We start from the raw sequence: 21,998 nt of genomic DNA, 5'->3' as shown, positions 1-21,998 counted from the left end.
CATTTCCCGGATATTTTTGATGTGAAAAATGCATATCGATTTGCGCCAGCTTCGCCACTTCATCGCCCTCGCCGAGCAACGCAGTTTTGTCGCGGCAGCCTTGGCCGTGAACCTGTCGCAGTCGGCGTTCAGTCGCAGCATCCAGGCCCTTGAACACAGCGCCGGCTGCCAGCTGGTAGACCGTGGCCGCAAGGACCTGGCGCCCACCAAGCAAGGTCAGGTACTGCTCGAACATGCCCGGCGCCTGGTCAGCGGCGCCCAGCAATTGGCCAACGAGATCAGCCAGTTCAACGGCCTGGAAGCCGGCGAGCTGCGCTTCGGCTGCGGCCCGGCCCCGGCAGGTGGGTTGATCCCGCGCGCCATCGGCAGTTTTATCGGGCGCTACCCCAAGGCCCGCGTGCAGTTCCAGGTGGATGACTGGCAAAGCCTGGGCAAACGCCTGCTCAGCGAAGAGTTCGAATTCTTCGTCGCCGACACTCGCCACTTCGAAGCCAACCCCGACTACCACACCCACCGCCTGCGCGCCCGTCGCTGGTATTTCTGCTGCCGCGCCGGCCACCCCCTGGCCGGCCGCGAAAGCATCCGCGCCGATGAACTGATGAGTTATCCGCTGGCGGTCACCATTCGCCCGCCGAACCTGCGCAAGGTCATCGCCGACCTCAGCGGCCGGCCCGATTACCAACCCAATGTGGAGTGCGAAAACGGCTATAGCCTGATGGGCGTGGTGCTGCGCTCGGATGCCATCGGCATCGTCAGCGCCAACAGCGATGTGCTGCACATGGCGCGGGGCGAGCTGGTGTGTTTGAAGATCGATGGCCTGGATGAAAACCTGGAGGAGCGTTACACCCGCTACGGGATTGTCAGCCGTGCGGGGTATCGATTGTCGCCGTTGGCGGAGGCGATGATTGAGCAGATCAAGGAGATTGATGAGAGGGACGAGGATGCTTATGCGTTGGAAAATATTGCGGTCTGAGTCAGTGGTGAACGGAGGCCCGCCACCTCCTATGGGAAGACCAGACCCACATAGCCTTTCTCTCCATATTTCCCAACACGCCGGGGTTCAGTGTCGTTATCCCCAAAACCCATCACGGCAGCTACGCGTTTGCCGAACCGGACACCGCGCTGTGTGACTTGGTCATCGCAGCCAAGAAGACGGCGCAGCTTTTGGACGAAGCGCTAAAAGGTGTGGCTAGAACGGGCATGATTCTGGAGGGTTACGGCGTCGATCATCTGCACGCCAAATTATTCCCGATGCACGGGACCGGGGAAGACGATAAAGAGCTGGCAGAGCTGGCTGCTCACATCAGGTCCTTCGCCGAGTAAGCCCGCTCCCACAGGCTGATCGTGGGGCGTCAGGTAGATGAGTGTCGGCTGGCTAGCCGCCATCGCAGGCAAGCCAGCTCCCACAATTTGATCGCGGAGTGTCAGGTAGATGAGCGTCGGCTGGCGGCCGGCTTCCCCATTTGAAATGCATTCCCCTGTGGGAGCTGGCTTGCCTGCGATGGCGCCAGCAGCCACACCCATGCATTCCCTGCATAAAATCCAGACCTCAAATGCACTTGCCAGCACACCCTGCGAACGGCGAAAAAACGCTCCTGTCCTTCGTCCGGTGAACCTCCATGTCCAAACCCCAACCCGTGCGCAACGTGCTCTACATCATGTGCGACCAACTGCGCCGCGATTACCTGTCGTGCTACGGCCATGCCCATCTGCACACGCCGAATATCGACCGCCTGGCCGCTGCGGGTGTGCGTTTCAGCCGTGCTTACACCCAGGGCACGATCTGCGGGCCGTCGCGCATGTCGGCCTATACCGGGCGTTACGTCAGCAGCCATCAGGTGGCGTGGAACGCCGTACCGCTGCCGCTGGAAGAACTGACGATTGGCGACTACCTGCGCCCCCACGGCATCCGCACCGCGCTGGTGGGCAAGACCCACGCCACGCCGAACGTGGAGGCGTTACAACGCCTGCATATCGACCCCGACAGCGCCCAGGCCGAGCCGCTGAATGAGGTGGGCTTTGACGCGTACCTGCGCCACGACGGCATCTACCCCGACAGCCCGCTGTTCGACGACAAACGCGAGTCCGCGCCTTACACCCATTACCTGCGCGAGCAGGGCTACGGTGGTCGCAACCCCTGGCATGACTGGGCCAATGCGGCCCAAGGTGAAGACGGTGAAGTGCTCAGCGGCTGGCACATGCGCAATGCCGGCAAACCTGCGCGGGTGGCCGAACAACATTCGGAGACCGTCTACACCACCGACCGCGCCATCGACTTTATCGGCGAGCAGGGGCAGCAGCCATGGTGCCTGCACCTGTCGTACATCAAGCCGCACTGGCCCTACATTGCCCCGGCGCCGTACCACGCGCTGTATGGCGCCGAGCATATCCAGGCGCCGATTCAACCTGAACACACCAGCGATCACCCGGTGTACCAGGCGTTTCGCCAACACCAGGAGAGCCTGAATTTTTCCAGGGATGAAGTGCGCCTGACGGTGATTCCCACGTACATGGGCCTGATCAAACAGATCGACGATCAACTCGGGCGGCTGTTTGATTTCATGCAAAGCACTGGCCGCTGGGACGACACGCTGATCGTGTTTACCAGCGACCATGGTGACTTCCTCGGCGATCATTACCTCGGTGAAAAAGAGTTTTTGCTGGAGCCTGCGGTGGGTGTTCCCTTGATCGTGCGCGACCCACGGGCCAGTGCCGATGTCAGCCGTGACAGCGTGGACGCACGCCTGGTGGAAACCATCGACGCCCTGCCCACTTTCCTCGACGCTCTGGGCCTGCCCGCCGCCGACCATCGCCTCGAAGGCCGCTCGCTGATCCCGCTGTTGCACGGCGAGCAACCCACCTGGCGCCACTACGCCATTGCCGAATACGACTACGCCTTCCAGGCCCCGGCTCGGGAACGCCTGGCGCAGCCCATCGACCGTTGCCGCATGACCATGGTGCGCAGCGAACGCTGGAAGTACCTGGCCTATGACGGCTTTCGCCCGCAGCTGTTCGACCTGGAAAACGACCCGCAGGAAATCCACGACCTGGGCAGCGATCCCGCCTATGCCCAGGTGCGCGAGACTCACTTGGGTTATCTGTTCGAATGGCTGCGTGGGTTGAAGCGGCGTACCACCATCAGCCACACCGAGATCGAAGTGCGCGGGCAATGGTTTCGCTATGGTGAGCCGGAGGCGGAAAAAGTGGTGCAAATTGGGGTCTGGTAAACGCCACAAATCCAATGTGGGAGGGGGCTTGCTCCCGATAGCGGAGTGTCAGTCACAGCATTTTTGACTGGCCCACTGCTATCGGGAGCAAGCCCCCTCCCACATTTTGATCTCCAACTGGTTTAGAGACCTTTGGTGGTCTGGCTGCGCTGCCCCTGCACACCCACCGGCACATCACCCTTGAGCGTGACCCGGCGCACGATGCGCTCTTGGGTGCCATAGTCGTCCACCGCGTAATGCTGGGTGGCACGGTTATCCCAGATCGCCACGTCACCGGTATTCCAGCGCCAGCGTACGGTGTTTTCCAGACGCGTGACGTGGCCTTGCAGCAGGTTGAACAGCTGGGTCGACTCCGCCTGGGAATAGCCTTTCAGGCGCTTGACGAAGTGCCCCAGCAGCAGGGTTTTCTCACCGCTGACCGGGTGCACACGCACCACCGGGTGTTCGGTTTCGTACACTGTCGAAGTGAAGACCTTGCGGTATTCCTCCAGCTTCTCCACCGCCACATCCGGCTTGCGTGCGGCGTAGTCGTATTCGTTGCTGTGCACCGCCCATAGGTGGTCAGCCAACGCACGCAGCTCGACGCTGAGGTCGTTGTAAGCGGCGGCGGTATTGGCCCAGACGGTGTCGCCGCCGGACGCTGGCGCCAGCACCGAACGCAGGATCGAAGCTTTCGGGTAGGCATCGACGAAAGTCACGTCGGTGTGCCAGGAGTTGGCGCGCTGACCACGGGTGCCATCCAATTCCATCAGAAAGCGCGTGCCGTCGCGCACCGGCACCGTAGGGTGTGCAATCGGCTCACCAAGCAGGTGGGCGAAGGCTTCCTGGCTCTGGTCATCGAGATGGGTTTGTTCGCGGAAGAAGATGACCTTGTACTGCACCAGTGCCTGCTGGATGGCCTCAACGGTGGCGGCATCCAGGTCACCAGACAGTTTGATGCCACGGATCTCGGCGCCGATACGACCGGCCACCGGGTGGATGTCGAGCGCGTGGGCGATGGGTTGAACAGCTAATGCGGCGTTGCTCATTGTGATGACCCTCATGTGCCTGCTGATGGTGGAGATGCTTTCCAGCAACGCTCTATCCATATGCATTTTAGATCTAGCAAATGAATCAATGCTTCGTTGACGGAATAAGAGCTTGCATTTAAAACCTCAGCTTGCTCGGTCGCAAATGCCTTCGACCTATTTTTAAAATGCCGGGAAAGCATATGGATCTTCGCCAACTGCGCTACTTCATCGCCCTCAACGAACACCGCAGTTTCGTGCGTGCGGCGGACGCCATGGGCATCACCCAACCGGCGTTCAGCCGCAGCATCCAGGGGCTGGAACAGGAGTTTGGCTGCGTGCTGGTGGACCGTGGCCACAAGGACCTGCGCCCTACACCGGAAGGCCAGGTGGTGTTGCAACATGCCCTGAGCCTGGTGCATGGCGCAGCGCTGCTGAGCAGTGAAGTGACGCGCATGACCAAGCTCGACGCCGGCGACCTGCGCTTCGGCTGCGGCCCCGCGCCCGCCGTGAAACTGGTGCCGGATGCGGTGGCGCGATTTATCAACGCCCACCCGAAAATCCGCACAAGTTTCCAGGTGGACAACTGGGAAACCCTCAGCCGCAGCCTGAGCCGCGAAGAGATTGAATTCTTTATCGCCGACATCCGCCAGTTCGAAGCCGACCCGAATTTCCAGACCCGCGCACTGACACCCAAGCGCGGCGTCTTTTTCTGCCGCCCCGGGCACCCATTGCTGGCCAAGGACAGCCTGTCGACCAACGATATGTTCGACTATCCGCTGGCCGCGCCGCTGATCTCCCAGGGTATTCGCAAACTGCTGGCGAACCTGAGTGGGCGCATGGATTTTTCCCCGAGCATCCAGACCGAGCACTTCCCGGCGCTGGTGAAGATTGTGCTGCAATCCAACGCCATCGGCGTCGGCACCGAAGAAGCCTTTGCCGAAGACATCGCCAGCGGCTCGCTGGTGCTGCTGCACTGGCGCAACCTGCCGCAGAATATGGAGACCATGAGTGCGCGTTGCGGGATTGTCAGTCGCACGGGGTCGCGGTTGTCGCCAGCGGCGAAGGCGATGATCGAGACGTTGGTGGAGGTGGATAGTCAGCAGGTAAGTGTGGCGGTTTGAAGGGCCTCATCGCGGGCAAGCCAGCTCCCACATTGAGCGGTGAACACATTCAAGTGTGGGAGCTGGCTTGCCTGCGATAGCGATAGCCCAGGCACCGATAAGCTCAAAGCCCAGCCGCCGCCAACCCAGGCGCCACCCAATCGCTCACCTGAAACGACTTGCGAATCAGCTTCTCCTTCGAGGCCAAATCCACCGCATCCTGCAATTTGCCCAGGAACACCGGGTCCAGGGTCGAGGGGAAAATCTCACTGAGTTTCTGGTCTTTCAAATCATTGGTCAGGATCACCGGCGGGTAACTGGCCAACCCCGACACCAGCGCGATGTAAGCCTGCTTATTGTTGTCATCGGTCAACCACTGCACTGCTTGCTGCTGGGCCTTGAGCAGCTTGGCCACAGCATCTGGGTGTTCGTCGACAAACTTGGCGCTGCCCACCAGCACGGCCTGGATGCTGCCGGCATCGCCCAGGTCCTTCGTGGTCAGCGGTATTTCTGCCAAGCCTTTGGCCTGCAACGCCGTGAGAGTGGAACCGCCCCAGGTTGCGTCAATCTGCTTGGCGGCCAGCGCAGCGCTGGCGGCATTGAAGTCCAGGTTGATGACCTTCAGGTCCTTCTCACTCAAGCCCTGGCTGGCCAATGCGCTGTCGAACGACAACTGGCTGGCCGTGCCGCGAAACACCGCCACGCGCCTACCCTTGAGGTCTTGCAGGGTCTTGATGCCTGAACCCGGCACCACACCGAGGTAGTGCTTGACCCCACGTGCGGTGGCGCTGAGCAGCCGCGTATCCAGGCCATTGGAACGGCCGATGATTGCCGCCAGGTCGCCCAGATAGGCGAGGTCCACCTGGCCGTTGGCGAAGGCTTCATTGATCACAGGGCCCGCGCCCTTGAAGTAATTCCACTGGATCTTGATGCCTTGGTCGGCAAAGGCTTTTTCATAGATTTGCTGTTCACGCAAAACGTCGGTGATGCCGCCGCCACTGTGCTGGCTGCCGGCACTGAGGTCGGGCACGGCGATGCGAATTTCCTTGAGGTCAGCGGCATGCACCAGCCCGGCCAGGGCGGTACCGGCGAACAGGCTGATCAGACGTTTGAAGGGCAGTTTCATAAGCGCAGCTCCTGGTGGGCGACGGTCGCCTGGGGAGCAAAAAATAGGCACAGCACGAACAAAACTTTAAATACTATAAATGCACAATTTAATAGCTTTTTGGACTATGCGAGCGAATACACAGGCTCCAGAGCGGTATGCATGAACAGCATCGAAAATATTCTTCGAATGCATTGGATGCGTGGAGAGCTGAGGCTTTAAATGATTTCTCTTATCTCGCAATCATCTTGATTACGTTTTTATAAGATCGAAATCACATAATGCATTTGGCGACACGGAGGTCTTCCATGGCCCGGATTTCACTTTTGAGCCTACCTCTGGTGGCCCCGTCCAACGGTAGAGTGCCGCGTTGGCCGCAGCTGTGTCAGCGCCTGTTGGCGTGGCTGCTGCCGTTCACGTTGTTTGCCCTATGGTGGTTGGCCAGTCGCAATCACTGGATGAGCGAACAGATTCTGCCCGCCCCCACCCTGGTGTGGAGCAGCGCAGTGGAGTTGGCCGGTGGCGAGTTATGGAGCCATCTTGCGATCAGCTTGCAGCGCCTGTTCTGGGGCCTGCTGGCCGGTATCGGCGTGGGCGCGATACTCGGCGCAGTCCTGGGTTTCAGCGCCCGCGCCGAGCGTTTGGTATTCCCCACGTTCAGCGCGCTGTCGCAGGTACCGACCTTGGCGTGGATTCCGCTGTTCATGGTGTTTTTCGGCATTGGCGAAACCTTGAAACTGGTGGTGCTGGTCAAGGCCATTGTGGTGCCCGTAACCCTGCACACCCTGGTGGGCGTGCGCGACGCCCAACCCAACCTGCGCGAAGCCGCCCGCGTGTTGCGCCTGCCCACCCACTTGCTGATCCGCCGCCTGATCCTGCCCGCTGCGCTACCGGCGTTCATGGCCGGGGTACGCCTGGCCCTGGCGGCGGGCTGGACGTCGTTACTGGCCGTGGAGTTGCTGGCCTCCAGCGAAGGTATCGGCTACCTGATGGTGTGGGCGCGCCAGTTGTTCATGCTCGATATTGTCTTTGTGTGCATCGTGGTCATCGGTGTGCTGGGCGTAGTGATGGACCGCGGCATTGGTTGGCTGGATCGCAAGTGGGTGCACTGGCCCCATCCGGCTACAGCGCAGATCCGCCGCGGGCCACGCTATGAAGGCTGGCAACGCTTGCAACCGTGGCTGTTGCCGCTGCTATTGCTGACGTTGTGGCAAGTGGCAACGCAACAGGGTTGGGTCGACCCGAACATTCTGGTCAGCCCCCAAGCGGTGCTGCAAACCACCGTGGCGGGTGTGCTGGATGGCAGCCTGAGCGCGGCTTTAGGCAAAAGCCTCGGCCGGGCCGTGGGTGGCTTGCTGCTCGGCGGCAGCCTGGGCTTTGCCGTGGGCTTGTGGCTGGGGCTGTCGCGGCGCAGTGAGCGGGTACTCGGCCCGACCCTGGCCGCGCTGCGCCAGATCGCGATTTTCGCCTGGGTGCCGCTGCTCACTGCCTGGTTCGGCCTGGGTGAACTGGCCAAGTGGGTGTTTATCGCCCTCGCCGCGTTCTTCCCGTTATTCATCGCCACTCAGCGCAGCGTGCTCAACCTGTCGCCGCAACTGCGCGAAGCCGCGCAAGTGCTGCGCCTGAGCCTGTGGCAACGTCTGCGTCGCCTGGTACTGCCGGGGGCCGCGGCGGGGATTTTCGCCGGCCTGCGCCTGAGCCTGATCTACGCCTGGATGGGCACCATCGGCGCGGAATATTTCATGCCCTCGGACGGCGGCATCGGCAGCCTGATGATCGGCGCCCAACAGTTGCTGCGCATGGACCTGATCATGAGCGGCATGCTCCTGGTCGGCCTCACCGGCGCCGCCCTCAACCTGATCGGCCAACGCATCGAAACCCGTGCCACCCGCTGGAGACACGCATGAACGCACCGATTGTCAGCTTCAACCATGTGGGCAAAAGCTTCGATGTCGACGGCTTCGAACTGGAAGCCATCCGCGAATTCAACCTGCAGATTGCCGAAGGGGAATTTGTCGCGATTGTCGGCGCCAGCGGTTGCGGCAAGTCCACCCTGCTGCGTCTGCTGGTGGGGCTCGACACACAATATCGCGGTGAGATCCAGGTTGATGGCAAGGCCGTCAGCGGTATCGGTGGCGAGCGCGGTATCGTGTTCCAGGAGCACCGCCTGTTTCCCTGGCTGACCGTGGCGCAGAACATCGGCCTGGGCCTGGTCAACGAGCCGCTGAACGAGGCCGAGCGCAACCGGCGCATCCGTGACTTTATCGAGCTGGTGGGCCTCACCGATTTCACGCGTGCCTACCCGCATCAACTCTCCGGCGGCATGGCGCAACGGGTGGCGATCGCTCGTGGCCTGGTAGCCAGCCCACGCATCCTGTTGCTGGACGAACCCTTCGGCGCCCTCGACGCACTGACCCGCCAGCAGATGCAGGACGAGCTCCTGGCAATTCGCGCCCGCGCCAGGATCACCACGGTACTGGTCACCCATGATGTGGAAGAGGCGATTTTCCTCGCCGACCGCGTGGTGGTGATGGAGCCCCGGCCGGGGCGCATTAAGCAGATGGTGGACATCGCCCTGCCCCATCCGCGCCAGCGCAGCAGCTTTGAATTCCACCAACTGCGCGAACAATTGCTGCATGAACTGATCAGTGACGACCACTACCAGCCGCCGGTGCGCGAACAGATCCGCGATTTGCCCCTGGCGTTCATTGCTTGCTGAAAGCGAGTTTGACGCCCGGCTGCTCCTGGCGCTCAAACCGATTGGCCCGGGCGAAGGTGCCGAAATCATTGAAGCGCACACCCATCTCGGCCATGACCTTATGCGCCACCTTGACGGTCATCTGGCGAATGTAGAACGGCTCCTTCACCACAAAGTGATGGATGCCATGGGTGCTGCCGAAGTTGAAGCAGAACGCCTGCAACGGCCACAGCCACCAGGGGTTCAATACCTGGGTCTGCTGGATCACGTTGCCCAGTTCCACATCGCCGTAGTAGTGCATGTTGGAGCTGACAAAGTGCAGGCAGAACGTACGCAATACGTTGGGGCCGATGATCACCACTGCAGCGATGTCGATCACCTGCATCATCTGCAAGGTGCCGGCCGACCACATGATCGGCGCGCCCAACAGGCTGGCGATGCCGTTGGCGGCATGAAAACCGAGGAAGACGTACCAGGCGCCCCAATGCAGCAGTGCCAGCGGGGCATACACCAGCACCACGCGCTTGAGGATGCTGAACTTGTGTGCCCAGGTCTTGGCCCGCAGCATTCGGATCAAGGCCGACATCATGTTGTCGCCCACCATCAGCAAGCGCGCAAGCCCCCAGGGCTCGCCGTTGGTAATGGCGCGCTCTTCCATATCGGCCTCCGTGCCGGAGACCTTGTGATGGTTGAGGTGCAAATGCCGGCGTATCCACGGGTTGATCGTGCTGGGCCGTGCCAGCCACACCAGGCCCATCATCAGGTTGTGGGGCAGGCGCTGCTTGCGAAAGTACATGCTGTGGATCAGGTCGTGCTCCAACTCGTGGGTCAGTGAAGCAAAGAACGCATTGAGCAGCAGGCACGCCCACCAGGCCAGGTGACCGCTGATATAGAGCGCCGCCGAGCCGAGCATGCCCAACAAGGCAAACGCCAGGATGCCCGCGCCCAGGGCGTCCTGATGCAGCAGCCAGGGATGGCGCTGGCGCAATCGGGCGCCCTCGGCCAGCACCACCTCACGGATATGCGCTGAACGTTGTTGTGCGTTCATCTGTTGGGGACTTGCAGAAGTACCGTCCATGCTTCCATCCTCTTGTACATTGATGTGTCCATCCTGCCCTAAGCGATCGGGCAGGACGCTAGCCCCGGACGCCAACCTGTTGACCGCAAGCGCCAATCGCCATGACCGAACCCACTTCCCTCGCCAGTTGGACCCGCGCCCTGCGCAAGCAGCTCGACGCCCTGGGCCTGAACAGCGCCACGCTGTGCGCCGAGGCCGGGCTCGACCCGCAGCAGATGGACGACCCCAACGCACGCTATCCGTTGTCGGCCACCACGCGCCTCTGGCAACTGGCGGTGCAGGCCAGCGGTGATCCGGCGATTGGCTTGCGGGTGTCGCGGTTCGTCAGCCCCACCACCTTTCACGCCCTCGGTTATGCCCTGGTGGCCAGCGGCAGCTTGCGCGAGGTGTTCGAGCGCATCGTGCGCTATCACCAGGTGGTCAGTGACGCCCTGAGCCTGGAGTTGACCCGCCATGGCGACGCGTACCACTTTCGCCTGCTCCAACCCCAAGGCAGCCCCGCGCCGGCGCCGGAGGCCATCGACGCCTTCGTGGCGATCTATGTGCGCACTTGCCGCAACCGCCTGGGGCGTGACTACGCGCCGTTGGCCGTTTATCTAATGCGCCCGGAACCCGCCGACCCCACGCCGTGGCATACCGTATTGCGCTCGCCGGTGTTTTTTGCCGCCAGCGAAGACCGCCTGGAGTTCGCTGCCCACGACTTCGACAGCCATCTCGACGACGCCAACCCGGAATTGGCCGAACACAATGAAACCGTGCTCAAGCGCACCCTCGCCCACCTGCAACCGCTGACCTGGGAGCGCAAGGTGCGCTCCGTGATCGAGGCGCAATTGCCCGATGGCGAGCCGAGTGCCGAACGCGTTGCCCAGGCCTTGCACCTGAGCTTGCGCAGCTTGCAGCGCCACTTGGCGGATGAAGGCTGTCGGTTTGATGCGCTACTCAATGAGTGCAGGCAGAACCTGGCGTTGCTGCACCTGAGGGATCCGCAGTGTTCGTTGGCCGAGATCAGCCATTTGCTGGGGTTTGCCGATACCAGCAGTTTCAACCGGGCGTTCAAGCGCTGGACGGGGATGACGCCCGGGCAATTTCGGGAGGGATTGCGGTAGGAGAATTTTCAGTGGCTGTGATGGCCTCATCGGGGGCAAGCCCCCTCCCACGCTGAACTGTGAACGCGGTCAAATGTGGGAGGGAGCTTGCTCCCGATAGCGGTCGCCCAGGCAATCAACGCCCACGATCCCGGCGCAATACTTTCCTCACCCGCGCCACTAACACCTTGGCGTCAAACGGCTTTAGCAGGTAATCATCCTCGTGCAGCTCCAACCCCCGCAATCGGTCTTCAATGCCGCCCGGCGTGGTCAAAAACAAAATCGGCGTTTTGCCGCGTTGGCGAATCGCCTGCTGCAATTTCCAGGCGTTCAAGCCCGGCAGCATCACATCCAGAATCACCAGCTCGTACACAGAGCTTTCCACAAACCGCTGCGCCGCCATGCCGTTGGCCGCAACTTCCACGGAGAAGCCGGCCTCGCTCAGACCCTGGGCCATAAGCTGCGCCAGTTGCGGCTGGTCTTCCACTAACAACACCTGCATGTCTTACCTCTGGGTTTGATTACAAACCTGTCATCCAATTGTGCGGCTTTTGTCCGCGTCCACTGGCTACCGTGAGCACCTGCCTCCTGGAGCCACAAACATGTATCGCACCGCTTTGTTCTTGAGCCTCGCTGTGACCACCGCTGCACAGGCAACGCCACCACTGCCACGCCATGCCGAGCTGGATTTGCACACTGCGCGCCAACTGGCCGACGCCAGCCTGGCCCACTGCACGGCCGCGCTGACGGTACTGGACCGCGGTGGCAATTTGCTGGTAGCCCTGCGGGCGGACGGTGTCGGCCCGCACAACAGCTTCGCCAGCCAACGCAAGGCATACACGGCGCTGTCGACCAAAACCCCAACCCGGCTGTTTGCCGAGCGTGCGCGTAACAACCCTGAAGCCGCCAACCTTAACAGCTTGCCCGAGTTGCTGTTGCTCGGCGGCGGCGTGCCGCTGTTTGCCGAGGCTGAGCTGGTCGGCGCGCTGGGCATCGCCGGTGCCGGCGGCGCTGCGCAGGACGAAGCCTGCGCCGTACAGGCTGCCGAGCAACTGGGCTTGAAAACCACCCCTTGATTCCACCCACTGTCACAAGGACTTCTCGATGAAAAACCTTAGCATGACCCTTGCCGCCCTCAGCCTGAGCGGCCTGTGCAACCTGGCCCTGGCCGCCGGCAACCCGCTGAGCGTACACGTGCTCAACCTGGAAAACGGCCTGCCATCGGCCGGTGTCAGCGTCACCCTGGAACAGCATGTGGGCGATCAGTGGCAATCACTGTCCCAGGGCGTGACCAATCAACAGGGACGCATCGCCGAACTGTTCCCCGCCGACCAGAGCATGAAGCCGGGCGAGTACCGTGTGGTGTTCAAGACCGGCGATTACTACAAGAAGGCCAACCGCGAGACGTTCTTCCCCGAGGTGCCGGTGATTTTCCAGGTCAAGCAGGTCGACCAGCACTACCACATCCCGCTGTTGCTCAGCCCTTACGGCTTCTCCACCTATCGTGGTTCATAGGCCCGCGGCAAGGCGCAGCCCGGCGAGGTCCAGTATCTCGATGGCGCCGTAGCTCAAACCAATGATGCCCTGTTGCTCCAGCGCCTTGAGCAGACTGTTGATGGTCTGGCGCGACAGGCCCAGCATCGCCGCCAGATCCTCCTGAGGCAGTTGCAACATGCGGCGCGCCTGCTCTATTTCGCCGTAACCCTGGGCGATCATCAGCAACCGATGGGCCAGACGTGCCGACGCGGGCATCAGGCTTATCTGCTCAATGTTGATCAAAGACAGGCGCAGTTTATGGCTCATCAACAGCGCCATATCGCGCCAGAACACCGGATGCTGTTCGAGAATGGCGAGGATGGCCGCCTGCGGTACCTGCAACAGCGTGCAGGCTCCCGTGGCGAGGGCATCGTGGGTGCGTGGCAGGTTGTCGAACAGGCAGATCTCGCCGAACCAGTGAGGGGTTTCCACCAGGCTCAATACCGCTTCCTTGCCTTGGGCGCTGACGGCACTGATGCGCACCGCCCCTTCCAGCACCGCATACAGGCCACACGGCGGGTCGCCGCGTTTGAACAGGAACTGCCCCGTTGCAAGTACGCGCAACCGCGCCGCCCCCAGCAGGCTACGCTGAAAGTCTGGCGGCAAGTGGCTGAACCACTGACCGCGAACCAATTGCGCGTGCCATTTGCCTGTGTCCATGGGAACTCCGAAGATTGTCGCCCAATTGACAGTTAGGCACCGACTGACAGGGCATGATCAAACATCCTACAGGAGGAACAACAATGAAAAGCCTCGTCGACCACCTCAGTCAATACGCCGCCTACCACCGCGACCCGCGCAATATTGTCAGTCACTTTATCGGTATCCCATTGATAGTGGTTGCCGTGGCCGTGCTGCTGTCACGCCCCGAGTGGACGGTGGGTGGCCTTTGGGTCTCGCCAGCGGTGCTCCTGGCGTTGTTCTCGGCGTGGTTCTACCTGCGCCTGGAACTGGCCCTGGGCGCGCTGATGACGGTGTTGATGGGTCTGTCGGTATGGGCTGGGCATGTATTGGCGGCACAGAGCACGATGGTATGGCTGAGCAGTGGCGTGGGTATGTTTGTGGTGGGCTGGGTGATTCAGTTTGTCGGGCATTACTACGAAGGCAAGAAACCCGCGTTTGTGGACGATGTGTCGGGGCTGATCGTGGGGCCGTTGTTTGTGGTGGCGGAGTTGGCGTTTTTGCTGGGGTTGCGGCAGGACCTGCAAAAGCAGATTGAACAACGTTCAGGCCCGGTGGGACGCCGCGATCTCAAGCCAAGTGAAGTCTAAATGTGGGAGGGGGCTTGCTCCCTCCCACATTGGGTTCTGTATTGAGTTTAGGCTTTTTGCCAGACCTTGGGTTTGAAGAACAGGGTCTCGCCACGGGCCAGCCCGGTGAGGCTGTCGTGGTCTTTCACCACCTCAGCCTCGATCAGCTCGCTTTGCCCTTCCACCTTCAAGGTCACGCGAGTCGTTGCGCCCAGCGGACGAATATCGCGTACCTCGGCCGCATGGTGATCTTCCAGTTCATGCCGCGACAACGACACTTCGTGGGGGCGGAACAGCAGGTGCTTGTCTTCGCCCAAATGCAGGCGGTTCGAATCACCCAGGAAGTGATAAACAAAATCGCTTGCCGGGTTTTCGTAGACATCCCCCGGTGAGCCGATCTGCTCGATCACGCCCTTGTTCATCACCACGATGCGGTCGGCGACTTCCATGGCCTCTTCCTGATCGTGGGTCACAAACACTGAGGTCAGGTTGATGTCTTCGTGCAGGCGCGCCAGCCAGCGGCGCAGCTCTTTACGCACCTTGGCATCAAGGGCGCCGAAGGGCTCGTCCAGCAGCAGCACTTTAGGCTCCACCGCCAGCGCGCGGGCCAGGGCGATACGCTGGCGCTGGCCACCGGAGAGTTGTTCCGGGTAGCGGTCGGACAACCAATCGAGTTGCACCATGTTGAGCAGCTCATGGACCTTGGCCGCGATCTGGCTTTCATTCGGGCGCTGGTTTTTCGGCTTCATGCGCAGGCCGAAGGCGACGTTGTCGAACACGGTCATATGGCGGAACAAGGCGTAGTGCTGGAACACAAAGCCGACATTGCGATCCCGCACATCGTGGCCGGAGACGTCTTCGCCGTGGAACACGATGCTGCCGGCATCCGGGGTTTCCAGGCCGGCGATGATGCGCAGCAAGGTGGTCTTGCCGCAGCCGGACGGGCCCAGCAACGCCACCAGCTCGCCACTCTGGATATCCAGGTTGATGCTGTCCAGGGCCTTGAAGGCGTTGAAGTTCTTGCTGACATTACGGACTTCGATCGACATGACTTATTCCTCACCGGCGCTGTTGCGCAGGCGGTTGATTCGGTTCTCGCTCCACTGCTTGAGCAGCAGGATGAAGAGCGCCAGGATCAGCAACAGGCTGGCCACCGCAAACGCGGCAACATGGTTGTATTCGTTGTAGAGGATCTCGACGTGCAGCGGCAGGGTGTTGGTGACGCCGCGAATGTGCCCGGACACCACCGACACCGCGCCGAACTCGCCCATGGCCCGCGCCGTGCACAGCACCACGCCGTAGATCAGGCCCCATTTGATGTTCGGCACGGTGACATGCCAGAACATCTGCCAGCCATTGGCGCCCAGCAGGCGCGCGGCCTCTTCTTCCTGAGTGCCTTGCTCCTGCATCAGCGGGATCAGCTCACGGGCCACGAACGGCACAGTAACGAAGATGGTCGCCAGCACGATGCCGGGCAAGGCGAACACGATCTGGATGTCATGGTCCTGCAACCATGGGCCGAAGAAGCCCTGGGCGCCGAACATCAGCACGTAGACCAGGCCCGCAATCACCGGTGAAACCGAGAACGGCAGGTCGATCAACGTGACCAGGATGCTTTTGCCACGGAACGAATACTTGCTTACGCACCAGGCCGCGCTGACCCCGAACACCAGGTTGAGCGGCACCGAAATCAACACGGCGATCACCGTGAGTTTCAGCGCCGACAGCGCGTCCGGCTCAAGGATCGCGGTGAAGAACGAACCCAGGCCATTCTTCAGGCCCTGGGACACCACGATCACCAGCGGCAACAGCAGGAACAGGGCGAACACCAGCCAGCCAAGGCCGATCAGGATACGTCGCGACGTCGCGCTGCCACGGCGGGCAGCGTTGGCCGAGGACGCGGCGGAAATAGACGATTGGGACATGTTCCGCGCCTCCTTATGGACGTTCGATGCGCCGCTGCAACAAGTTGATCAGCAGCAGCAAGACAAAGGAAACCACCAGCATCAGCACACCAATGGAGGTGGCGCCGCGGTAGTCGTATTGGTCCAGCTTGACCATGATCAGCAACGGCAGGATTTCGGTTTTCATCGGCATGTTGCCGGCGATGAAGATCACCGAACCGTACTCACCCACGCCACGGGCGAAGGCCAACGCGAACCCGGTCAGCCAGGCAGGCAACAATGCCGGCACGAGGATATGGCGGAACACCTGCAGTGGCTTGGCACCCAGGCAAGCGGCGGCCTCTTCGACTTCCCGGGGGATATCGGCCAGTACCGGCTGCACCGTGCGCACCACGAAGGGCAAGGTCACGAAGGTCAGCGCCAGGGTGATGCCCAAGGGGGTATAGGCGATCTTGAAGCCCAGGTCGGTTGCGAACTGGCCGACCAGGCCGTTAGGCGCATACAGCGCGGTCAAGGCAATACCGGCGACGGCGGTGGGCAAGGCGAACGGCAGGTCGATCATCGCATCGATGATCTTGCGGCCGGGGAAGGTGTAACGCACCAACACCCAGGCCAGCAGCGTGCCGATCACGCCGTTGATCAGCGCGGCGTACAGCGCGGTGCTGAAGCTCAGCTTTAACGCCGCCAGCACGCGAGGTGCGGAGATGATGTTCCAGAACTGATCCCAGGTGAGTTGGGCGGCGTGTACAAACATCGCCGCCAGCGGGATGAGCACGATCAGGCTGAGGTACACGACGGTGTAGCCCAGCGTCAGCCCGAAGCCGGGTATGACGGGGGAAATACGACGCGACATAAGAGTCCTTGGTTAAAGGGTAGACACCACTGTAGGAGCGCGCTTTTTGTGGCAGCTGGCTTTTCTGTGGGAGCCGGGCTTGCCCGCGATGCAGGCACCTCGGTGTATCAGCCACACCACGGTGATGCTATCGCAGGCAAGCCAGCTCCCACACAAGCCCAGTTCCTACAGAAAGTCAGGCCCCTACAGTTACTTTGGCTTACTGCGCCGTGTAGATCTGGTCGAACACGCCACCGTCGTTAAAGAATTTCGGTTGGGCAGTTCTCCAGCCGCCGAAATCTTTGTCGATAGTCACCAGGTCCAGTTTCGGGAACTGCTGGGCGTATTTGGCGGCTACTTTTGCATCGCGTGGGCGGTAGAAGTTTTTCGCCGCAATCTCCTGGCCGGCCGGGCTGTACAGGTGTTTGAGGTATTCGGTGGCGATCTCGGTATTGCCTTTTTTCTCGGCGTTCTTGTCGACCACAGCCACCGGCGGCTCCGCCAGGATCGACAGGGACGGCACGACAATGTCGAACTTGTCGGCGCCGCCGTCTTCTTTCAAGGCCAGGAACGCCTCGTTTTCCCAGGCCAGCAATACGTCACCCTGACCGTTGTTGACGAAGGTAATGGTAGAACCCCGGGCGCCGGTGTCCAGTACCGGGACGTGCTTGAACAGCTCTTTCACGTATTCCTGAGCCTTGGCTTCGCTGCCTCCGGCCTTGAGGCCATAGGCCCACGCAGCAAGGAAGTTCCAGCGCGCCCCGCCGGAGGTTTTCGGGTTGGGCGTGATCACCGACACGTCTTTCTTGATCAGGTCGCCCCAATCCTTGATGCCTTTAGGGTTGCCCTTGCGCACCAGGAACACGATGGTCGAGGTGTACGGGGTGCTGGCGTCCGGCAGACGCGTCTGCCAGTTTTCCGGCAGGGTCTTGCCCAGCTTGGCGACTTCATCGATGTCACCGGCCAGGGCCAGGGTCACCACGTCGGCGCGCAGGCCGTCGATCACTGCTCGTGCCTGCTTGCCCGAGCCGCCGTGGGACTGCTGGATCTTGACGTTGTCGCCGGGGTGAGACTGCTTCCAGAAGTTGGTGAACTCTGCGTTATAGTCCTGGTACAGCTCACGGGTCGGGTCGTACGAGACATTGAGCAACTCGTAGTCCTTGGCAACAGCGGAACCGGCAAACACGGCACTGGCCAGCGCGGCCAAGGCATAACGGCGAATCGACGACATAGAAGCTCCTGAAATTCTTGAGTGTTGGCTTTTCTTATTAGTTGCGGGTCTATCGCCGTTCTTGCTCAGCTCGGTTTGTTACCCGGGTTCTGCAGGCGGAATTTTTCCTTGCGCTCGATCTGTACCACTTGGGCGTTGTGCACAGTGATTTCCACCGCGCCAAAGCGCAGATCACGCAAGGCGCTCTGGATCTCACGCAAAATGGCTGCTTCGTCCTGGCCGTCGACGCTACGTAGAGATGCGCTCATGGTCTCGCTCCTGAAATGAATAGTGCCTGGCAGTGACGACACTGCTTGCGGCGTGAGGGCGATAGTAGATAAGCGTGGATATTCTTAAAAATACTATTTAAGAATGTTTATATAACCAGAAAGAATTTTCTGATAGGGCGCGGGGTTGCGGGTGGATTTTCTGCTCAGATGCTGAAGTTAAGGCCTGATGTGATCAAAATGTGGGAGGGTCGGGGCGGTCGCACCGCCCCTCCCACAGTTTGACCGTGTTTCAAGGTCGGATGGCGGGGGCTCGTGACCAATCAATCTCCTGGGCCGGCATCGGTCGTCCAAACCAATACCCCTGGCCCATATCGCACTCCTGACCCAACAGGAACCGCGCCTGTTCCACCTGCTCGATTCCTTCGGCATGTACCTGCATCCCCATGCTTTTGGCCAGGGCGATGACCACGCGCACGATCGCGGCGTCGTCTTCGTCCCACGGCAGACCGGCGACGAAGCCTTGGTCGATCTTCAGCTTCTGCACCGGCAGGCGCTTGAGGCGCAACAGCGAAGAGTAGCCGGTGCCGAAATCGTCGATGGCCAGGCGCAAGCCCAGTTCGCGCAGACGGTGCAGTTGCTCCAGAGCCACTTCGGGGTCGTCCATCACTGCGCTTTCGGTGACTTCCAGCTCAAGAAACGCCGGGTCCAGGCCCGTGTCGTGCAGCACCTGAGCCACTTGTTCATAGAGTTCACGCCGGGCAAACAGGCGGCTGGAGACGTTGACGGCGATAAAGCCCAACGGCGCGCCGTCCGCCAGCCATTGGCACATCTGCCGGCACGCCTGGTCCATCACCCACGCGTCGATATCGGCAATCAACCCGGTGCGTTCGGCGATGGGGATGAATTCGCCAGGGGGCACCAGGCCGCGCTCCGGATGCTGCCAGCGCACCAGCGCTTCAACGCCCACCAAACGGCTGTCGGGCAGGTTATGCACCGGCTGGTAGTAGACGCGCAGTTCCTGCTGGTCGAGGGCACGGCGCAGTTCGCTGGCGATCTCCACGCGATTTTGCGCGTGAGCGGTCAGCTCTTCGGTGTACAGGGCATAGCCCTCGCGGCCGACGCTTTTGGCCTTGAACAACGCGGAGTCGGCGTTGCGCAGTAATTGCTCGGCGCTCAAGGCATCGCTGGGGAACAGGCTGATGCCAATACTGGCGCTGATAAACAATTGATTACCGTCAAAAACAAACGGGTCTTTCATGGCATTGAGCATGCGCTGCGCCAAGGCAGCGGCCTGGATCACCTGTGGACAACTTTCCGCCAGCACAGCGAACTCGTCGCCGCCCAGCCGCGCGAGTGTGACCCCAGGCCCGAACAGGCCCTTGAGACGGTCAGCCACCAGCTTGAGCAACTGGTCTCCAACATTGTGGCCCAGGCTGTCATTGATGATCTTGAAGTGGTCCAGGTCCATTAACAGCAGGGCACAGCCACGCTTGTGCACTTGCGCCGAGGCCAGGGCCTGCTCGGTACGATCGGTGAATAAAAGGCGGTTGGGCAGGTCGGTGAGCGGGTCGTGATGGGCCAGGTGCGCCAGTTCGTGTTCGGAGTCCTTGATGGCGCTGATGTCCGAGAACACCGCGACGTAATGGCTGATATGGCCCCGCTCATCGCGAATCACACGGATGGTTTGCCACTGTGGATACACCTCGCCGCTTTTGCGGCGGTTCCAGATTTCGCCGCTCCATTCACCTTCACGTTCCAGGGTCTGAAACATCTGTTGATAGAAAGCCGACGAATGGCGCCCGGACTTGAACAGGCTGGGCGGCTGGCCCATGACGTCTTCGCGGCGGTAGCCGGTAATCTCCATGAATGCGCGATTGACGTGCACGATCAGGCCCTGGGCATCGGTGACCAATACACCTTCGCGGGTGCAATCGAACACGGCGGCCGCCTGTTGCAGACGTACGCGGTTTTCTTGCAGGGGCAGCTGTAGTTGGTGGGCGCGGGCGAAACGTACGCCCATCAGGTATATAGCCAGCGCACTCAGGGCTACCCAGACGTAGCCGCGAAGTTGCAGCCAATGCGCCAGCGCCCCCGGTTCATCGATAAAGTTGATCAATAATTGGTGGCTGAGTCTGAGCCATACGACGGAAATCAACAGGTATACCAGCCCCGCACGTAGGGCTCCTCGGTATGAAAACAGCATATGGTCAGTAATCCTTACCAAAAAAAACAGAATCGCCCTACGAAGGCTGGGGATTATAGAATAAGAAACATCCAGTCACTCCTATCTGAAAGAGCGGCTGGTTTTCTCTGTAGGCTTAGTGATAATGCGTGAGCTGTTCTTTTCTTTATCTGAGGGCCATACAGCCTATGTGGTACAACGGTTTTCTTGACCTGTCAGCCTGGCAACTGGTGGCAGTCACGCTGTTGATGACCCACGTGACCATTATTGGGGTCACTGTCTATCTGCACCGTTATTCGGCCCATCGCTCCCTTGAGCTCAATGCCGGCCTGAAACACTTCTTCCGCTTCTGGCTGTGGCTGACCACGGCGCAGAACACCCGCGAGTGGACCGCCATCCACCGCAAGCACCACGCCAAATGCGAAACCGTCGATGACCCGCACAGCCCGGTGATCAAGGGCCTGTCCACGGTGCTGCGCAAAGGCGCCGAGCTGTACCGTGCCGAGGCGGAAAACCCCGAGACCCTGCGCATCTACGGCAAGAACTGCCCGGACGACTGGATCGAACGCAAGCTCTACACGCGTTACCCGCTGTTGGGCGTGGCGCTCATGGGCGTGATCGACCTGCTGCTGTTCGGCACCATCGGTATCACCATCTGGGCGATCCAGATGATGTGGATTCCGTTCTGGGCCGCCGGCGTGATCAATGGCCTGGGCCATGCCGTGGGCTATCGCAACTTCGAATGCCGTGACGCCGCCACCAACCTGGTGCCGTGGGGCATCATCGTCGGCGGCGAAGAGCTGCATAACAACCACCACACCTACCCCAACTCGGCCAAGCTGTCGGTGAAGAAGTGGGAGTTCGACCTGGGCTGGGCCTGGATCAAGGTGTTCAGCTTCCTGCGCCTGGCCAAGGTGCAGCGTGTTGCCCCCATCGCCCACCGCGTCGAAGGCAAGGGCAGCCTGGATATGGACACCGCCATGGCGATCCTCAACAACCGCTTCCAGATCATGGCCCAATACCGCAAGTTGGTGATCGGCCCGCTGGTCAAGCAGGAGCTGGAGAAGGTCGATCACTCGGTACGTCACCAGTTCCACCGTGCCAAGCGCCTGTTGTCACGGGAAACCAGCTTGCTGGATGACCGTCACCACTTGCGTATCCAAAGCATGTTGGAGCACAGCCATGCGCTGACCGTAATCTATGAGAAGCGTCTGGCGCTCCAGCAGATCTGGCTCAAGACCAGCACCAATGGCCACGATATGCTGGCCGCGATCAAGGAATGGGTGCACGAAGCCGAGGCCAGCGGCATTCAATCCCTGCGCGACTTTGCCCACCAGTTGAAGACCTACTCGCTGCGCCCTGCGGCGGTCTGACGGTACTTTGGGAGGGCTTGCCCTCCCACACACTGGCTTTTTGGCGCCATTTTCCGGGCGCCGTCAATCCATGCCGATCACGGAACTTCACTGCAAATCCCCTCTCTCAAAGAACACTTCGCCATCATGGTGACCCCTTGTAGTGACCGCTGCTCCATCCTGCGGCGCGCCCAGAGAG

Annotated in this window: 21 protein-coding genes and 1 pseudogene; 11 read left to right on the top strand and 11 right to left on the bottom strand. The window is 61.0% G+C overall.

Features of this window, described 5'->3' with window-relative positions; translation table 11 throughout:
- Positions 1-28: 28 nt before the first annotated feature.
- From LJX92_RS01110 to LJX92_RS01100, 3 genes and pseudogenes are all read left to right on the top strand, one after another.
- Positions 29-973 (top strand): LysR family transcriptional regulator, encoded by a 945-nt coding sequence (locus tag LJX92_RS01110; RefSeq protein WP_032878447.1) that lies wholly within the window; start codon positions 29-31, stop codon positions 971-973.
- Positions 974-984: 11 nt separating this feature from the next.
- Positions 985-1,323 (top strand): annotated as a pseudogene (locus LJX92_RS01105) (HIT family protein); the annotation flags it as partial.
- A gap of 296 nt (positions 1,324-1,619) precedes the next feature.
- A complete protein-coding gene (locus LJX92_RS01100) occupies positions 1,620-3,227 on the top strand; it encodes an alkaline phosphatase family protein (RefSeq protein WP_228309214.1) in 1,608 nt (535 codons plus the stop codon).
- A gap of 122 nt (positions 3,228-3,349) precedes the next feature.
- On the opposite strand, the gene LJX92_RS01095 is transcribed toward LJX92_RS01100, so the two are convergent.
- Complete coding sequence (locus tag LJX92_RS01095; protein WP_032878449.1) at positions 3,350-4,255, bottom strand: TauD/TfdA dioxygenase family protein; 906 nt, start codon at positions 4,253-4,255, stop codon at positions 3,350-3,352.
- Between the two features lie 182 nt (positions 4,256-4,437).
- On the opposite strand from LJX92_RS01095, the gene LJX92_RS01090 reads away from it, so the two are divergent.
- Positions 4,438-5,358: a LysR family transcriptional regulator gene (locus LJX92_RS01090; RefSeq protein WP_223018016.1), complete on the top strand. Its 921-nt coding sequence runs from the start codon at positions 4,438-4,440 to the stop codon at positions 5,356-5,358.
- A 103-nt stretch (positions 5,359-5,461) separates the two neighbouring features.
- Here LJX92_RS01090 and LJX92_RS01085 read toward each other — a convergent pair whose 3' ends face one another.
- Positions 5,462-6,463, bottom strand: a complete 1,002-nt coding sequence (locus LJX92_RS01085; protein WP_228309213.1) for an ABC transporter substrate-binding protein — start codon at positions 6,461-6,463, stop codon at positions 5,462-5,464.
- A gap of 287 nt (positions 6,464-6,750) precedes the next feature.
- Between LJX92_RS01085 and LJX92_RS01080 the strand changes: the two genes are divergently transcribed.
- Entirely contained in the window at positions 6,751-8,349 is a 1,599-nt protein-coding gene (locus tag LJX92_RS01080) for an ABC transporter permease (protein WP_228309212.1), read from the top strand.
- Entirely contained in the window at positions 8,346-9,161 is an 816-nt protein-coding gene (locus LJX92_RS01075) for an ABC transporter ATP-binding protein (protein WP_032878454.1), read from the top strand. The genes LJX92_RS01080 and LJX92_RS01075 overlap by 4 nt, the downstream gene beginning before the upstream one ends.
- Here the strand turns inward: LJX92_RS01075 and LJX92_RS01070 are convergent.
- Positions 9,148-10,218: a fatty acid desaturase gene (locus tag LJX92_RS01070; protein WP_228309211.1), complete on the bottom strand. Its 1,071-nt coding sequence runs from the start codon at positions 10,216-10,218 to the stop codon at positions 9,148-9,150. The two genes, LJX92_RS01075 and LJX92_RS01070, sit on opposite strands and share 14 nt — an antisense overlap.
- Before the next feature lie 101 nt (positions 10,219-10,319).
- Here LJX92_RS01070 and LJX92_RS01065 point away from each other — a divergent pair, with 101 nt between their 5' ends.
- Complete coding sequence (locus LJX92_RS01065; protein WP_228309210.1) at positions 10,320-11,324, top strand: AraC family transcriptional regulator; 1,005 nt, start codon at positions 10,320-10,322, stop codon at positions 11,322-11,324.
- Positions 11,325-11,439: 115 nt separating this feature from the next.
- On the opposite strand, the gene LJX92_RS01060 is transcribed toward LJX92_RS01065, so the two are convergent.
- Positions 11,440-11,805 (bottom strand): response regulator transcription factor, encoded by a 366-nt coding sequence (locus LJX92_RS01060; protein WP_005783719.1) that lies wholly within the window; start codon positions 11,803-11,805, stop codon positions 11,440-11,442.
- Between the two features lie 100 nt (positions 11,806-11,905).
- Between LJX92_RS01060 and LJX92_RS01055 the strand changes: the two genes are divergently transcribed.
- Positions 11,906-12,379, top strand: a complete 474-nt coding sequence (locus tag LJX92_RS01055; RefSeq protein WP_103734020.1) for a GlcG/HbpS family heme-binding protein — start codon at positions 11,906-11,908, stop codon at positions 12,377-12,379.
- Between the two features lie 28 nt (positions 12,380-12,407).
- The gene (uraH, locus tag LJX92_RS01050) at positions 12,408-12,818 is read left to right on the top strand and encodes a hydroxyisourate hydrolase (RefSeq protein ID WP_078820001.1); all 411 of its coding nucleotides are present in this window, start codon (positions 12,408-12,410) and stop codon (positions 12,816-12,818) included.
- Here uraH and LJX92_RS01045 read toward each other — a convergent pair.
- Entirely contained in the window at positions 12,813-13,499 is a 687-nt protein-coding gene (locus tag LJX92_RS01045; protein WP_228309209.1) for a Crp/Fnr family transcriptional regulator, read from the bottom strand. The two genes, uraH and LJX92_RS01045, sit on opposite strands and share 6 nt — an antisense overlap.
- An 83-nt stretch (positions 13,500-13,582) precedes the next feature.
- Between LJX92_RS01045 and LJX92_RS01040 the strand changes: the two genes are divergently transcribed.
- On the top strand, positions 13,583-14,110 hold the full coding sequence (locus LJX92_RS01040; RefSeq protein ID WP_032878461.1) for a DUF962 domain-containing protein: 528 nt from the start codon (positions 13,583-13,585) through the stop codon (positions 14,108-14,110).
- Between the two features lie 47 nt (positions 14,111-14,157).
- Here LJX92_RS01040 and LJX92_RS01035 read toward each other — a convergent pair whose 3' ends face one another.
- From LJX92_RS01035 to dibA, 6 genes are all read right to left on the bottom strand, one after another.
- Positions 14,158-15,138: a sulfate/molybdate ABC transporter ATP-binding protein gene (locus LJX92_RS01035; protein WP_005783710.1), complete on the bottom strand. Its 981-nt coding sequence runs from the start codon at positions 15,136-15,138 to the stop codon at positions 14,158-14,160.
- A gap of 3 nt (positions 15,139-15,141) precedes the next feature.
- Positions 15,142-16,014 (bottom strand): sulfate ABC transporter permease subunit CysW, encoded by an 873-nt coding sequence (gene cysW, locus LJX92_RS01030; RefSeq protein ID WP_032878463.1) that lies wholly within the window; start codon positions 16,012-16,014, stop codon positions 15,142-15,144.
- Between the two features lie 13 nt (positions 16,015-16,027).
- Positions 16,028-16,846 (bottom strand): sulfate ABC transporter permease subunit CysT, encoded by an 819-nt coding sequence (cysT, locus tag LJX92_RS01025; protein WP_005783708.1) that lies wholly within the window; start codon positions 16,844-16,846, stop codon positions 16,028-16,030.
- Between the two features lie 199 nt (positions 16,847-17,045).
- Positions 17,046-18,056, bottom strand: coding sequence for a sulfate ABC transporter substrate-binding protein (locus tag LJX92_RS01020; protein WP_228309208.1), 1,011 nt, complete (start codon positions 18,054-18,056; stop codon positions 17,046-17,048).
- 65 nt (positions 18,057-18,121) lie between these two features.
- Positions 18,122-18,304, bottom strand: coding sequence for a sulfur starvation response protein OscA (gene oscA, locus LJX92_RS01015; RefSeq protein WP_003170956.1), 183 nt, complete (start codon positions 18,302-18,304; stop codon positions 18,122-18,124).
- Positions 18,305-18,554: 250 nt separating this feature from the next.
- Positions 18,555-20,468, bottom strand: a complete 1,914-nt coding sequence (dibA, locus tag LJX92_RS01010) for a phosphodiesterase DibA (RefSeq protein ID WP_103734022.1) — start codon at positions 20,466-20,468, stop codon at positions 18,555-18,557.
- A 167-nt stretch (positions 20,469-20,635) separates the two neighbouring features.
- Here dibA and desA point away from each other — a divergent pair, with 167 nt between their 5' ends.
- Entirely contained in the window at positions 20,636-21,820 is a 1,185-nt protein-coding gene (desA, locus tag LJX92_RS01005; protein WP_005783697.1) for a delta-9 fatty acid desaturase DesA, read from the top strand.
- The last annotated feature ends 178 nt before the right edge of the window (positions 21,821-21,998 follow it).

It is taken from the genome of Pseudomonas sp. HN8-3 (assembly GCF_020790195.1).
GTDB lineage: Bacteria > Pseudomonadota > Gammaproteobacteria > Pseudomonadales > Pseudomonadaceae > Aquipseudomonas > Aquipseudomonas synxantha_A.
This window is presented reverse-complemented; position numbering and strand designations above follow the sequence as displayed.

What these genes read in the sequence shown, in the direction of transcription:
- LJX92_RS01085 (WP_228309213.1), bottom strand. Translation starts at nt 6,463, where the DNA reads ATGAAACTGCCCTTCAAACGTCTGATCAGCCTGTTCGCCGGTACCGCC.
- dibA (WP_103734022.1), bottom strand. Translation starts at nt 20,468, where the DNA reads ATGCTGTTTTCATACCGAGGAGCCCTACGTGCGGGGCTGGTATACCTG.
- cysT (WP_005783708.1), bottom strand. Translation starts at nt 16,846, where the DNA reads ATGTCGCGTCGTATTTCCCCCGTCATACCCGGCTTCGGGCTGACGCTG.
- LJX92_RS01090 (WP_223018016.1), top strand. Translation starts at nt 4,438, where the DNA reads ATGGATCTTCGCCAACTGCGCTACTTCATCGCCCTCAACGAACACCGC.
- LJX92_RS01070 (WP_228309211.1), bottom strand. Translation starts at nt 10,218, where the DNA reads ATGGACGGTACTTCTGCAAGTCCCCAACAGATGAACGCACAACAACGT.
- LJX92_RS01020 (WP_228309208.1), bottom strand. Translation starts at nt 18,056, where the DNA reads ATGTCGTCGATTCGCCGTTATGCCTTGGCCGCGCTGGCCAGTGCCGTG.
- LJX92_RS01040 (WP_032878461.1), top strand. Translation starts at nt 13,583, where the DNA reads ATGAAAAGCCTCGTCGACCACCTCAGTCAATACGCCGCCTACCACCGC.
- LJX92_RS01100 (WP_228309214.1), top strand. Translation starts at nt 1,620, where the DNA reads ATGTCCAAACCCCAACCCGTGCGCAACGTGCTCTACATCATGTGCGAC.
- LJX92_RS01035 (WP_005783710.1), bottom strand. Translation starts at nt 15,138, where the DNA reads ATGTCGATCGAAGTCCGTAATGTCAGCAAGAACTTCAACGCCTTCAAG.
- LJX92_RS01060 (WP_005783719.1), bottom strand. Translation starts at nt 11,805, where the DNA reads ATGCAGGTGTTGTTAGTGGAAGACCAGCCGCAACTGGCGCAGCTTATG.
- LJX92_RS01095 (WP_032878449.1), bottom strand. Translation starts at nt 4,255, where the DNA reads ATGAGCAACGCCGCATTAGCTGTTCAACCCATCGCCCACGCGCTCGAC.
- LJX92_RS01075 (WP_032878454.1), top strand. Translation starts at nt 8,346, where the DNA reads ATGAACGCACCGATTGTCAGCTTCAACCATGTGGGCAAAAGCTTCGAT.
- cysW (WP_032878463.1), bottom strand. Translation starts at nt 16,014, where the DNA reads ATGTCCCAATCGTCTATTTCCGCCGCGTCCTCGGCCAACGCTGCCCGC.
- LJX92_RS01065 (WP_228309210.1), top strand. Translation starts at nt 10,320, where the DNA reads ATGACCGAACCCACTTCCCTCGCCAGTTGGACCCGCGCCCTGCGCAAG.
- LJX92_RS01110 (WP_032878447.1), top strand. Translation starts at nt 29, where the DNA reads ATGCATATCGATTTGCGCCAGCTTCGCCACTTCATCGCCCTCGCCGAG.
- LJX92_RS01055 (WP_103734020.1), top strand. Translation starts at nt 11,906, where the DNA reads ATGTATCGCACCGCTTTGTTCTTGAGCCTCGCTGTGACCACCGCTGCA.
- LJX92_RS01080 (WP_228309212.1), top strand. Translation starts at nt 6,751, where the DNA reads ATGGCCCGGATTTCACTTTTGAGCCTACCTCTGGTGGCCCCGTCCAAC.
- LJX92_RS01045 (WP_228309209.1), bottom strand. Translation starts at nt 13,499, where the DNA reads ATGGACACAGGCAAATGGCACGCGCAATTGGTTCGCGGTCAGTGGTTC.
- uraH (WP_078820001.1), top strand. Translation starts at nt 12,408, where the DNA reads ATGAAAAACCTTAGCATGACCCTTGCCGCCCTCAGCCTGAGCGGCCTG.
- oscA (WP_003170956.1), bottom strand. Translation starts at nt 18,304, where the DNA reads ATGAGCGCATCTCTACGTAGCGTCGACGGCCAGGACGAAGCAGCCATT.
- desA (WP_005783697.1), top strand. Translation starts at nt 20,636, where the DNA reads ATGTGGTACAACGGTTTTCTTGACCTGTCAGCCTGGCAACTGGTGGCA.